The sequence below is a fragment of the Staphylococcus sp. HMSC65H10 genome (assembly GCF_001839185.1).
GTDB lineage: Bacteria > Bacillota > Bacilli > Staphylococcales > Staphylococcaceae > Staphylococcus > Staphylococcus simulans.
This window is the reverse complement of sequence record NZ_KV840424.1, coordinates 88,848-101,936: the sequence shown is the minus strand read 5'-3', so window position 1 is coordinate 101,936 and position 13,089 is coordinate 88,848. Positions and strand designations below refer to the sequence as shown.

Below are 13,089 nucleotides of genomic sequence, written 5' to 3'. Positions count from 1 at the left end.
AATATCGGAGGGTTTATTTTGAAAAAGTTAATATTTTTAATTGTAATTGCTTTAGTTTTAAGTGCATGTAATTCAAACAGTTCACATGCCAAAGAGTTAAATGATTTAGAAAAAAAATATAATGCTCATATTGGTGTTTATGCTTTAGATACTAAAAGTGGTAAGGAAGTAAAATTTAATTCAGATAAGAGATTTGCCTATGCTTCAACTTCAAAAGCGATAAATAGTGCTATTTTGTTAGAACAAGTACCTTATAATAAGTTAAATAAAAAAGTACATATTAACAAAGATGATATAGTTGCTTATTCTCCTATTTTAGAAAAATATGTAGGAAAAGATATCACTTTAAAAGCACTTATTGAGGCTTCAATGACATATAGTGATAATACAGCAAACAATAAAATTATAAAAGAAATCGGTGGAATCAAAAAAGTTAAACAACGTCTAAAAGAACTAGGAGATAAAGTAACAAATCCAGTTAGATATGAGATAGAATTAAATTACTATTCACCAAAGAGCAAAAAAGATACTTCAACACCTGCTGCTTTCGGTAAGACTTTAAATAAACTTATCGCAAATGGAAAATTAAGCAAAGAAAACAAAAAATTCTTACTTGATTTAATGTTAAATAATAAAAGCGGAGATACTTTAATTAAAGACGGTGTTCCAAAAGACTATAAGGTTGCTGATAAAAGTGGTCAAGCAATAACATATGCTTCTAGAAATGATGTTGCTTTTGTTTATCCTAAGGGCCAATCTGAACCTATTGTTTTAGTCATTTTTACGAATAAAGACAATAAAAGTGATAAGCCAAATGATAAGTTGATAAGTGAAACCGCCAAGAGTGTAATGAAGGAATTTTAATATTCTAAATGCATAATAAATACTGATAACATCTTATATTTTGTATTATATTTTGTATTATCGTTGACATGTATAATTTTGATATCAAAAACTGATTTTCCCTCTATTATTTTCGAGATTTATTTTCTTAATTCTCTTTAACAAACTAGAAATATTGTATATACAAAAAATTATAAATAATAGATGAATAGTTTAATTATAGGTGTTCATCAATCGAAAAAGCAACGTATCTTATTTAAAGTGCGTTGCTTTTTTCTCATTTATAAGGTTAAATAATTCTCATATATCAAGCAAAGTGACAATCTTTATCGTATTAGTTGTATCAATTATCTTATCTGCATTAGGCATTATCGGTAAAGCTTAATTCAAAGGTGGAAACAAAGAGATGAAAAAATTAATATTAATCAGTCATGGCGCATTTTGTGAAGGTTTAAAAGAGAGTGCAGAAATGATTTTAGGTGAACAACCTGATATCGTCCCTGTACCGTTATTACCAGAAGAAAGCGCAGAAGACTTCCAAGCGAAATTACTTGCGGAAATGGCCAAAGAAGACAGCTTTACAGTCTTTGCGGATTTAATGGGCGGGACACCTGCCAATGTTGCGGCTAAATTATTAATGCAAGGTCAGCAGTTTGATTTATACGCTGGTATGAACTTGCCGATGATTGTCGCATATGTAAATGGTGAACTCTTAGGAGAAGCACAAGATATCGTTGGAAAAACGAAAGAGTATATTGTGAAAGTAAACGATTTATTATTATAGATTACGAATAAGAAGGTAGAAACATGTCAGAATATGTAATTAGCAACGCTAAGATTTACAGTGAAGATCAAGTGATTGAATCAGGATATGTCCATATTAAAGACGGTAAAATTGAAGCAGTCGAAAGTGGTGTGTATACAGGCCCGCTTACTCAACATGATGCGGAAGGTAAAATTTTACTTCCAGGATTTATAGATATTCATATCCACGGTGGATATGGCAATGATGCGATGGATGCATCTGTTGAAGGGTTACAACACTTAGCTGAGAATTTACTAAGCGAAGGGACCACTTCTTTCTTAGCGACAACAATGACACAATCTGAAGAAAATATTAATAAAGCGTTAGAATCAATTGTTGCGTATAAAGCAACACAAAACAGCTATAATGCTGCGGAAATTGTCGGTATCCATTTAGAAGGACCGTTTATTTCAGAACATAAAGTCGGTGCACAAAACCCAGCCTACGTGCAACAACCAAGGGTTGAGAAACTGAAACATTTCCAAGAAACAGCAGATCATAATATCAAAATTCTTACTTTCGCTCCCGAAGTGGAAGGTGCTGATGTTATGTTAGAAGCTTTTAAAGATGAGATTATCTTCTCTATCGGCCATACGACAGCAGACTTCGACCAAGTCAATGCCGCTGTAGCCAAAGGCGCAAAACACATTACTCATCTATACAATGCAGGTACACCATTCTTACACCGTGCCCCTGGTGATTTCGGTGCTGCCTGGACGAATGATGATTTAAGTACAGAATTGATTGTAGACGGTGTACACTCTCATCCGGCATCTATTAAAATTGCCTATAAAATGAAAGGCAATGAACACTTTTATGTGATTACAGATGCGATGCGCGCGAAAGGTATGTCAGAAGGCGAATACGACCTTGGCGGCCAAACTGTCGTAGTGAAAGGAAAAGAAGCAAGATTAAAAACAGGTTCTCTTGCGGGTAGTATATTAAGAATGAATCAAGGACTAAAAAACTTACTTGATTTTACAGGTGACACTTTAGAAAACGCATGGAGAACAACGAGTTTGAACCAAGCGAAAGCACTCAAAATAGATAGTCAAAAAGGCAGTATCAAACCAGGCAAAGATGCAGACCTCATTTTAGTAGATGAAGACATCAACGTTCTGACTGCCATTAAAAAAGGAAAAATCCATTCCTTTAGTTAAAAAATAATCCAATAAAACCCCAACCCCCTAGTGAATATAAGATGATTCATCAACAATCATCACAGTACCCGGTTCCTAAGTAGTCATAGGAGCCGGGTTTATTGTATTTTATAAATGTAAGCCTTTACATTTATACTAGGATACATTAAAATAATAATCAGTTTTAACTTAAACGTTTAAGGAAGTAATCAATATGAACAATAATCCAACACTTCACGACGTCGCAAAAGCAGCAGGTGTTTCTGTAGCGACCGTTTCAAATGTGATGAATGGTAAAAAAGGACAAGTCAGCGAAAAAACGAAAGCGAAAGTAGAAGCAGCTGTTGAGTCGCTGGGTTATCAACCAAATACGTATGCCCGTCAGTTAAAAAGCGGCCAGAGTAACTTAGTTGCCTTTATTGTCCCTGACCAAAACCCATTCTTTACGGATATTTTGAACGGTTTAACTACAGTGTGTTTAGAACACAACTTGCAAGTGATTGTGATTTCGTCAGAAGAAAGTGAACAACGACAAAATGAATTGATAGATTTATTTGTGAAACAACGTGTCAATGCGATTGTGTTAGCACCTGTTTCGTCGCACCTGACATTAAAAGATGAATGGAAAAAGACACCGATTGTGACAGTAGACAGAACGATAGAAACAAGTGATGTGCCAAGTGTCACAGTGAATAACCAAGCAGCGGGTTACCAAGCAACTAAACACTTATTGGAGTTAGGCCACACGTCTATTGCGATTTTATTGGCAAATCCTAAGATCAGTACAACTACCCATAGACAAGCAGGATATGAACAAGCGTTAATGGATAACCAGTTAACAGTTGATGCGTGTTTAATGAGTTTCAGTGATGATAAATTGGGGACTGAGGCTCAGATAAGAAGCGGGTATCTTGCGACTAAGCAATGGCTGACTTCAAAAGATGCACCAAGTGCGTTAATCGCAACGAACTATTTATTGATGATCGGTGCGTTACAAGCCTTTAAAGAACTGGATATTCAAATCGGCAAAGACATTTCATTTATCGGTTTTGATAATAGTCATTGGAACGAAATATATTCACCGGCAATTACAGTCGTAGAACAACCAGCAAGTAAACTCGGTGAATGTGCAGCACAATTAATCATTGAAATGAACAACGATGAACCTGCAACTTCGGTAGAGTTATCGACGCATTTAGCCATAAGAGCATCGTGCGCTAAGAAAAATGAACGCTAGTTCGTTCTTTTTTCTTAACGTCAAACTTAAACGTTTAAGTTAGTTATAAATGAGGGGGAAATCTATAATGACGATAGAGAAAAATAGAAAGTTATGGATGGGAATACCAACAGTTGTATTCTTAGGTATTATCGCAATCTTTATTTTTATGACAGGAGACGGTATTGAACAAGCCTTCTTGTCTAAATACATCGTAGATATTGGATTCAGCAAAAGCCAAGCATCATTAGTCTTTGCGGTATATGGTGTGATGGTAGTAGTGGGTTCATGGTTAGCGGCAGTCTTATCTGACGTATATGGACCAAGAAAAGTAATGACAAGCGGTGTTGTATTATGGATTGTCTTCCATGTACTTTTCTTGACGTTTGGTTTGCAAGTTGAAAATTACAACATGATGTTATTGATGTACGGTATCAGAGGTATCGCATATCCATTATTCTTATACGGTTTCTTAGTATGGGTGACATACATTACAAATAAAGCACGTCTTGCGACAGCAATCGGTTGGTTCTGGGCGATGTTCTCAGTAGGTATGGGTGTCGTAGGTTCATACTTACCAAGTTTCACAATTCCATATATGGGCTTCATGGGAACACTATGGCTATCTATCGTATGGATTATGATTGGCGGTATTATTGCTTATATCGCAGTAGATAAAGACAATGTGAAACCTAACGCAGATTTAGCAGTAAGTGATCGTTATAAGAAGGTGCTTAAAGATATCGGTGTGGTTTATAAGAACCCTGAAATTATTAAAGTATTCATTGTAAGAATTATTAACCAACTATCACTCTTTGGATTAGTGATTATCTTCCCAGTTTTATTTACAGATGAAATCGGCTTTACGATGCAACAATGGTTATGGATCTGGGGTACAATGCACGTCACTTGTATTGTTGGTGACGTATTCTGGGGTATTACTGCAGACAAAATCGGTTGGAAACGCCAAGTCATGTGGTTCGGTTGTGTCGGTTACGGTATCACAACACTGACATTCTATTACTTACCGATGATTAGCGGAGACGTATTCTTGATCGGCGTATTATGTGCTGTATTATTTGGTATTACACAATCAGCATTCGTTCCGATTTTCGCGATTTTCACAGCGTTAGAACCAAATCATATCGGTGCAACATTATCTTCACATAACTTAGCAGCTGGTTTAAGTAACTTCTTACCATCTGTGATTGCGACAGTATTATTACCAGTCTTCAATGAAATCGGTGTAGTATGGGCATTCGCATTATTATACTTCTTTGGTGCTGTATTGACGTACTTCATCAAAGTACATCAACCAGGATTAAAAGAAAAACCGCGCAAAGTGATTCAAGCTGAAAATGTAAATATTTAAAAAGGTAGATGAAACATATTGAAACCACTTGTTTTAGGTATAGATTTAGGAACAAGCTCAGTTAAAGTGATTGCGGTTGACCAACAAGGTTCGATTGTGACATCAAGCAGTGAACCTATCAGTATTTCACAACCGCAAAATGGTTATAGTGAACAAAACCCAGATGAATGGGTACAAGCAACAAAACAAGCAATTCAAACACTGACAGATCAGTTAGACGACAGTCAGTACCAAATAGAAGGTATGTCTTTCTCGGGCCAAATGCATGGCTTAGTGTTATTAGATAAAGATAATTATCCTATTCGCCCAGCTATCTTATGGAACGATACCAGAAACACTGAACAATGTGATGAAATTAAAGCACAGTTCGGAGATAAATTACTGGGCAATCCCATTTTAGAAGGCTTTACGTTACCAAAATTATTATGGGTGAAAGCACATGAACCACAACACTTTGAGAAAGCTGAAACATTCATTCTTCCAAAGGATTATGTCAGATATGCATTAACTGGCAAGGTTCAAATGGAGAAATCTGATGCATCCGGTACACTGCTTTACAACAGTGAAAGTGAAGCGTGGGATAAAGAAACAAGCACGTACTATGAGATTAAACATTTACTTCCAGAACTCGTTAATTCAACAGATGTAGTGGGTGAAGTAACTGAAACAGTAGCGCAAGAATTAAACTTACCAACTTCAACAAAAGTGATTGCGGGTGGCGCTGACAATGCATGTGGTGCACTCGGTGCCGGTATTATCGGTGAAGGAGATGCGATGTGCAGTATCGGTACGTCTGGTGTAGTACTTGTTTGTCAGAAAGACTATAGTGATTATCAAAATAATATTCATTATTTTAAACATGTCACACCGGATATCTCTTATGCGATGGGGGTTACGCTTGCTGCAGGCTTCAGTTTAGACTGGTATAAACGTAATTTCTATGCAGAACAAAGTTTTGAGGACATTACAAAAGATGCGGAAAGCTCATCACCAGGTGCGAATGGTTTAGTATTCACGCCTTACTTAATGGGAGAACGTACACCGCATGGCGATGCAAAAATTAGAGGCAGCTTTATCGGTATCAGTGGTAAACAAACACGTGCAGATTTCTCACGTGCAGTGATTGAAGGCATCACGTATTCGCTTTATGAATCATTAGATTATATCAGACAGTTTTATCCAGCGATCCACACCATCACTTCAATTGGCGGCGGCGCTAAAAGTGATTTCTGGTTACAACTTCAAGCAGATGTCTTCAACTTAGAAGTTAAGAAATTAAAACACGAAGAAGGACCAAGTATGGGCGCAGCAATTCTAGCTGCATATGGAGTCGGTTGGTTCGATTCATTAAAAGACTGTGTTGAAACTTTTATTCAGTACGACACGACATTCAAACCAAATACACAAAAACATAAAATTTATGAACGTTACTTCAAAGTGTATCAAGACGTTTATCGAAATACGAAACAGATGACAGCGGATCTGTTATCAATTCAACAAAATCACGGGGGTTATACAGATGACAAATAATATTCCTGAAACAATGCAGATAGCTTTATTAAATAAACCATTCGATATTGAAATTAAAGAAGTCGATGTACCTAAATTAGGACCGAAGGAAGTCTTAGTTAAAATGATGGCAGTGGGTGTTTGCGGTTCTGACGTCCATTACTATGAACATGGTAAAATCGGTGATTTCATTGTCAAAGAACCATTAATCTTAGGTCACGAATGTGCCGGTATGGTTGCGGCAGTTGGTGAAGATGTGACGAAGTTTTCAGTAGGTGACAGAGCCGCGGTAGAACCAGGTGTACCTTGTGGTAAATGTGAACAATGTCAAAAAGGGCAATACAACTTATGTCAAGATGTTGAGTTTCTAGCAACACCACCGATTGATGGTGCATTCGCACAGTACATTGCACATCCAGAAGACTTCTTATTCCCAATTCCAGATTCATTATCTTATGAACAAGCATCATTAAACGAACCATTCTCAGTAGGTATTCAAGCTTGTAAACGTGCAGGTGTTCAACCAGGTTCAACAGTCGTAATTACAGGTATGGGCCCAGTTGGTTTAATGGCGGTTGTGGCAGCTAAAGCATTTGGTGCGACACGTATCATCGTGACTGACTTAGCAGATATTTGTTTAGAAGAAGCGTTAAAACTTGGTGCGACTGAAACAATTAATATCTCTAAAGAAGATCCAGTAGAACGTATCCAAGAAATTACAAACGGTAAAGGTGCAGACTATGCCTTTGAAACAGCAGGTCATCCAGCAGCACTACAATCAGCTGTACAATCTCTAGCAGTAGGCGGCAGCTTATCTATCGTTGGCCTACCACAACAAGAGGAAATTGCCTTAAACATTCCATTCATTGGTAACCGTGAATTAAATATTTATGGTGTCTTCCGTTACGCAAACACTTATCCAATGGGTATTGAAATGTTAAACAATACAGACGCAGATTTAGACTCAATGTTCACAGATTCATATGAACTTAAAGATACAAAAGCAGCATTAGAAAGAGCACTCAACAACAAACAAGGTTCATTAAAAGTGATGGTTTATCCTAACGGTTTCTTAGACTAATATAAAGATCAAATAGCCTCGTCCAAAAAAGCGGACGAGGCTATTTTTATAACTATCTGTCTTCATCATTATTCTTCACAAAAAACCTTAATATTACTGCCAACACTAATAATACTATAGTTACAACAGCTTTTATGAATGCGCTGATAGGCAAGAATAAAACAATCAAAATTATAACGAATCCTATGAGATAAAGTGTTTCTTTCTTTTTGGTATTCAAGTGGTATTCACCTCAGTAGTTTTATTTTTCAAAGATAGGTGCACAGGCGCCTACAATTGTTGCGATACCGAAGAAATCTAATAAAGCTTCTTTAACATCTGGTCCAGCCGCTTTTGCAGCTTGTGCTGCGGCGTTCTTAACAGCGCTTTGTTTACTATGACCAAGTTTTCTTAACTGTTTATATGCTCCAGACATCTTCTTAACAAACGTTAATGTGCCCCCGGCAGCTTTTAAAGCAGACTTTACTTTTGCGATTTTAGCAGGTGTAAAATTAGTGACAAGCGCATATCCTATTGCTCCTGTACAAGCTGCATAATTACTGACACTTGCTCCGTAAGTTTGAACACCTACCCCTTGTTCGTTTAAGTAGTTTTCAATTGCGGGTTTACCTTCATTAATAACAGAGTCTGGCATGTGTTCAATAGCAGATAATGTCCTAGTTAAACCTTCCATATCTAATTCTTCATTAGTATAAAGGCTTGAGGATTCGTTTTCACTAGATATTTGTTCAACAGCATCTACATAAGTTTGACTTGTTACACTGAATAATACAGTTAAAGCAGAAAGTGAGAAAGCAACTTTTTTAAAATTCATGGTTAGGCCTCCGTTTATTAGCAAACATCCCTAACATCCCATTCCAATAATACCACTTAAATAATAAAAATATATAAATTTACTATTAATTAAATAAAAATTAACATAAATATATATAATGTAAATATCAACTTTTTAACATAAGAAGATAGAAGGAGTAGTAAGAATTGTTGTGAGTTAGCAGAGAGAGCCAGCTACTTTATTAGAAATCATTATATTATAGGGGGGTGAACCTTTAATAGAAATGCTAAATTTTTAAACTGAAACATTATTTCTTGTTTTTTGTAAATAATATATCAAAACGTTTGATATTGTGTAATACTAAAAAAGAAGATTAGTGTTTAGGAGATGGTATAAATGGTAGAAATTATTTCAGCAATCATCGGGGCTATTACAACATGTGTCATTACAATTTATGGTATTAATTTGCAGTTTGAAAAACAAAAGCGAGAACAAGAAGTGGCTTATAGAAATGATTTAGTCAGTATGCTAGATATTTTGGTGTTTCAAGTAGCCAAAATAAGAAATAACCAACTTACATTTGATATGTCGAATTTAAATAGACAAACGACTAATGAAATATTAAGTGAGGTTGCAGATGATTATAATGCGTATGATATGCATCTACAAAACTTGGTCTTAATGATGAGTCATCATATAGACGAATCTAATAAAGATATACAAGAAATTATGAAAATTAATCAAGATTTAGTTGATAAATATAGAAAATTTGATAAGAGTGCCAAAATATATAAAAATCAATACGATCAACCAAGCTGCGACAAAAATATAGTTGTAAGATCAAAAATCAATTTAGATGTAACTGTTGGAGAGTTCATTGATGGTATAACTAAATTTGGTTTAGAGCGATATAGTCATAAGCTTTATAGACCTGCATTGATAAAGGTATTAGATAAAAATGATGGCGATAAATATAAGCAATATAACGCAAAGAAATATGATAAAGAATAAAAACTGATAACATAAAAAATACCGTATAAAGTTTTCACTTTTTAATTGTCTGCTTTATACGATATTTTTCAAAATGTTAAATCATTGCCTTTCATTTACTCTGCTTTCTTCCGCTTCTTCACCATCTTCATTATCAGTGGATACGTTAATGAAAGTATTGTCATAATCGTCAACACAATACTGATCGGTGATCCGAAGAAAATATCGAAAACATTATTATTGCTGGTAATTAAGCTCTTACGGAAGTTCTGTTCCATATCTGATCCGACAATAGCTGCCAAGATGAGCGGAGCCATCGGGAAGTCTAAAAGTTTTAAACCTAAACCTAATAAACCAAAGATTAATAAAATATAGAAATCTACAACACTATAACCTAAAGTGTATGTACCTAAGTAAGCTAACACTAAAATAATTGGATAAAGTACTTTAGGCGGTGTACGTAAAATCTTAAGTAACACACCTATGAGTGCGATGTTGATAATCACTAAGAAAATATTACCGATAAACATACTGTTAATCAGTGTCCAAATGGTTTCTGGTTCATTTTCAAAGAGTAATGGACCAGGTTGTAAACCTAACATAATAACTGCACCTAAAATAACAGCGGTTGTTCCTGAACCAGGTACGCCCATTGTAAGTAATGGAATCAGTGCACCAACTGAAGCAGCGTTGTTAGACGCCTCAGGTGCCGCAACCCCTTCAATCGCACCTTTACCAAAGTCTTTACCATTCTTGTTCACTTGCCGCTCAGTAGAGTAACTCAACATAGAAGCGATAGAACCACCAGCACCTGGTAAGACACCAATGACGAATCCAATTGGACTTTGTCTTAACATAGTCCACCATGTCCGCTTCCAATCCGTCTTCGTCAACTTCATTGATCCTAATTTCGCATCAGGCGGCTTCAATGCTTCTAGATGCATATAGTTATACAGGACTTCAGCCACCGCATAGACACCGATAATCACAACTAAGAAGTTAATCCCTTCACTTAGGTGTGGAATATCGAAGGTGAAGCGGTAAACGCTTGTTTGTAAATCGACGCCGACTGTACTGACCATGAGTCCAATCGCAGTAGCGATAAAACCTTTGACCATTTTACCGATAGATAATGAGACAATCGTCGATAATGTAAATAAGAATAATACAAAGTATTCACGTGGTCCGAATTGAAGTGAGAAATCTGATAGCGGTTTGGCAAGTACAATAAACCCGACAACTGCCACAATACCGCCGATGAGTGAAGCGACTGCGGAAATCGTTAAAGCTTTGCCCGCTTCCCCATTTTTAGTCATAGGATATCCATCGAAAGTAGCCGCAATCGCAGAACCATCACCTGGTGTATTCAGTAAAATAGAACTACGCGATCCCCCATACATCGCGCCATAATAAATCGCAATCATTAAAATCAAGGCACTGACAGGTTCCATACCGAATGTCACAGGAATTAACACTGCAACTGCGGTCGCTGGACCTAACCCCGGCAGCATGCCTACAATTGTCCCTAAAAATCCGCCGATTAACACCCATAATAAATTCATAGGATGAAAGGCAGTTGTGAGACCTTCTAAGAACGTATTGATATCTCCCATATTGCTCCCCCTTGTCTTATGGTAAACTCACATCTAATAATTGAGAGAAGGTATACCATGTAATCCCTGAAAATACGAGCGCCACAATGATATTTTGAAGCCAGTGTTTCACCCCATTGATTAAAAACAAGACGCCTCCTAAGAAGAGGATTGTTGAAATCAAGAAACCTAAGCGTTCAAAAATCAATGCGTAAATAATAATCATTGCTACTGTTGCGCCTAAGCGTATTAAGGTTTTCTTTTGAAGTAACAAGTCTAGAATTTCAAAATGCTCATGTCTTTTTTTATATTCTTGGAAGAAATAAATCACACTCATCACAATCAATAACACTGAAATGAGCAGTGGAAAGTACATTGGACTGTTTGGATCACCAATGCGTGAACGTTGTACATTCAGCGTTAAAACTAAATAGATGATGCCTAATAACGTAAGTAAAAGGCGGCATTAAATGAGCCATACAATTCCCCCTTAGAAACCAGCATCTTTAATCAGCTGATCATATTTTTTTCGTTGCTCTTTTAAGAATTTTTCAGATTCAGCACTATCTTTGTAGAAGTTATCCCAATCATTGTTTTTACGTAATTCTTGCCATTGTTTAGAATGTACGACTTTACGCATGGTCTTATCCCAATAAGCACGTTCTTCTTTTGTCATATCTTTCGTCCCCATGACACCGCGCCAATGAGGGAACACCATATCGACACCTTGTTCTTGCCAAGTCGGCACATCTTTAATGCCTTCAAGTCGTTCATCAGATGACACTGCCAACATTTTCAGTTTATGTACTTGATGTTGCTCTTTAACTTCTGATACTGCTGTAGAAGCGACATCTACATGACCGCCAAGTAGGGCAGTTTGTAAATCTCCGCCACTCTTATACACTAAGAAATCAAGTTTATCGACATCTACACCATATTGTTTCGCTGCTTGTACGAATGCAAGGTGGTCGTTATTTCCTAAACCAGGTGCGACACCGATTGTCAGTGATTTCGGATCTTTCTTGAGCTTTTTCATCACTTCTTTACCAGAGTTCAAATTAGATTTATTTGATGCGGTTAAACTAATCTATTCAGTTGCCAGAATCGCAATAGGAGTGAAGTCATCATCTCCAAGGTCACTTAACCCTAATTCTTTATTAGACAGTAATAGACTTGAGTTAATGGCGATCGTATTTGGCGAACGTGATTTTAAGTATTGCCAACCGACTTCACCGCCGCCTCCAGGCTTATTCACAACTGTAATGTTTTGATTTGTCAGCTTTTCATCTAACATGACTTTCTGAATTGCGCGTGCAGTGGTGTCCCAGCCACCGCCTGGTGAAGCGGGTGCTATAATCTCAACAGTTTCATCAGGAAACGTATTGGATTTTGCGGTTTTCTTATCATCAGATTTACCGCAGCTCGCTAAAATAACTGTCATGGCTAACACGAAGTACCCCAATCTTCGCATAAAAATCCCCCTTTGTTTAAAATATTCAATTTTACGATAATTTATCACAATTTTCAAAATTTAACAATGATTGTTAGATGTAATTATTATATAAATAACTAAGGGTATAAATTATAAAATATATATTGGAATCTGTGAAAATAAATGAAAACTTGAGGTTATCATCTTTAAGTGTCTGTAAGGCTGATATTAAATTCTCAAAATGTTTCGTAATAAAAATTAAATAATGATGTAAATGTTTTTAATGATGAATTGTGATTATGTTCTGTTTATGGTTTAATGAAACAAACGCTTAT

At 36.3% G+C, this 13,089-nt stretch carries 11 protein-coding genes and 1 pseudogene; 8 read left to right on the top strand and 4 right to left on the bottom strand.

Going from position 1 to position 13,089, the window contains the following annotated elements; genetic code table 11:
* The first annotated feature begins 18 nt into the window (after positions 1-18).
* The 7 genes from HMPREF3270_RS12155 to HMPREF3270_RS12125 all read left to right on the top strand — a co-directional run bounded on the left by HMPREF3270_RS12155 (position 19) and on the right by HMPREF3270_RS12125 (position 7,965).
* The gene (locus HMPREF3270_RS12155; protein WP_000733283.1) at positions 19-864 is read left to right on the top strand and encodes a BlaZ family penicillin-hydrolyzing class A beta-lactamase PC1; all 846 of its coding nucleotides are present in this window, start codon (positions 19-21) and stop codon (positions 862-864) included.
* Between the two features lie 385 nt (positions 865-1,249).
* Positions 1,250-1,627: a PTS sugar transporter subunit IIA gene (locus HMPREF3270_RS12150; RefSeq protein WP_070849160.1), complete on the top strand. Its 378-nt coding sequence runs from the start codon at positions 1,250-1,252 to the stop codon at positions 1,625-1,627.
* A 23-nt stretch (positions 1,628-1,650) separates the two neighbouring features.
* Positions 1,651-2,808, top strand: a complete 1,158-nt coding sequence (gene nagA / locus HMPREF3270_RS12145; RefSeq protein WP_070849157.1) for an N-acetylglucosamine-6-phosphate deacetylase — start codon at positions 1,651-1,653, stop codon at positions 2,806-2,808.
* Between the two features lie 193 nt (positions 2,809-3,001).
* Positions 3,002-4,024, top strand: coding sequence for a LacI family DNA-binding transcriptional regulator (locus HMPREF3270_RS12140; RefSeq protein WP_070849154.1), 1,023 nt, complete (start codon positions 3,002-3,004; stop codon positions 4,022-4,024).
* 67 nt (positions 4,025-4,091) lie between these two features.
* Positions 4,092-5,375, top strand: coding sequence for an MFS transporter (locus HMPREF3270_RS12135; protein WP_070849152.1), 1,284 nt, complete (start codon positions 4,092-4,094; stop codon positions 5,373-5,375).
* 15 nt (positions 5,376-5,390) lie between these two features.
* Entirely contained in the window at positions 5,391-6,905 is a 1,515-nt protein-coding gene (gene xylB, locus HMPREF3270_RS12130; protein WP_176746756.1) for a xylulokinase, read from the top strand.
* A complete protein-coding gene (locus HMPREF3270_RS12125) occupies positions 6,895-7,965 on the top strand; it encodes an NAD(P)-dependent alcohol dehydrogenase (RefSeq protein WP_070867268.1) in 1,071 nt (356 codons plus the stop codon). Before xylB ends, HMPREF3270_RS12125 begins: the two co-directional genes overlap by 11 nt.
* Before the next feature lie 241 nt (positions 7,966-8,206).
* Here HMPREF3270_RS12125 and HMPREF3270_RS12120 read toward each other — a convergent pair whose 3' ends face one another.
* The gene (locus HMPREF3270_RS12120) at positions 8,207-8,779 is read right to left on the bottom strand and encodes a hypothetical protein (protein ID WP_083326847.1); all 573 of its coding nucleotides are present in this window, start codon (positions 8,777-8,779) and stop codon (positions 8,207-8,209) included.
* 357 nt (positions 8,780-9,136) lie between these two features.
* Between HMPREF3270_RS12120 and HMPREF3270_RS12115 the strand changes: the two genes are divergently transcribed.
* Entirely contained in the window at positions 9,137-9,751 is a 615-nt protein-coding gene (locus tag HMPREF3270_RS12115; RefSeq protein ID WP_060804728.1) for a hypothetical protein, read from the top strand.
* Between the two features lie 95 nt (positions 9,752-9,846).
* On the opposite strand, the gene HMPREF3270_RS12110 is transcribed toward HMPREF3270_RS12115, so the two are convergent.
* The 3 genes and pseudogenes from HMPREF3270_RS12110 to HMPREF3270_RS12100 form a co-directional block, all read right to left on the bottom strand.
* Positions 9,847-11,343, bottom strand: coding sequence for a tripartite tricarboxylate transporter permease (locus HMPREF3270_RS12110; protein ID WP_060804727.1), 1,497 nt, complete (start codon positions 11,341-11,343; stop codon positions 9,847-9,849).
* Positions 11,344-11,359: 16 nt separating this feature from the next.
* Complete coding sequence (locus HMPREF3270_RS12105; protein WP_070849143.1) at positions 11,360-11,761, bottom strand: tripartite tricarboxylate transporter TctB family protein; 402 nt, start codon at positions 11,759-11,761, stop codon at positions 11,360-11,362.
* A 51-nt stretch (positions 11,762-11,812) separates the two neighbouring features.
* Positions 11,813-12,793, bottom strand: a pseudogene (locus tag HMPREF3270_RS12100) (tripartite tricarboxylate transporter substrate binding protein).
* Positions 12,794-13,089 lie beyond the last annotated feature (296 nt).

What these genes read in the sequence shown, in the direction of transcription:
- HMPREF3270_RS12135 (WP_070849152.1), top strand. Translation starts at nt 4,092, where the DNA reads ATGACGATAGAGAAAAATAGAAAGTTATGGATGGGAATACCAACAGTT.
- nagA (WP_070849157.1), top strand. Translation starts at nt 1,651, where the DNA reads ATGTCAGAATATGTAATTAGCAACGCTAAGATTTACAGTGAAGATCAA.
- HMPREF3270_RS12150 (WP_070849160.1), top strand. Translation starts at nt 1,250, where the DNA reads ATGAAAAAATTAATATTAATCAGTCATGGCGCATTTTGTGAAGGTTTA.
- HMPREF3270_RS12125 (WP_070867268.1), top strand. Translation starts at nt 6,895, where the DNA reads ATGACAAATAATATTCCTGAAACAATGCAGATAGCTTTATTAAATAAA.
- HMPREF3270_RS12140 (WP_070849154.1), top strand. Translation starts at nt 3,002, where the DNA reads ATGAACAATAATCCAACACTTCACGACGTCGCAAAAGCAGCAGGTGTT.
- HMPREF3270_RS12115 (WP_060804728.1), top strand. Translation starts at nt 9,137, where the DNA reads ATGGTAGAAATTATTTCAGCAATCATCGGGGCTATTACAACATGTGTC.
- HMPREF3270_RS12120 (WP_083326847.1), bottom strand. Translation starts at nt 8,779, where the DNA reads ATGAATTTTAAAAAAGTTGCTTTCTCACTTTCTGCTTTAACTGTATTA.
- HMPREF3270_RS12110 (WP_060804727.1), bottom strand. Translation starts at nt 11,343, where the DNA reads ATGGGAGATATCAATACGTTCTTAGAAGGTCTCACAACTGCCTTTCAT.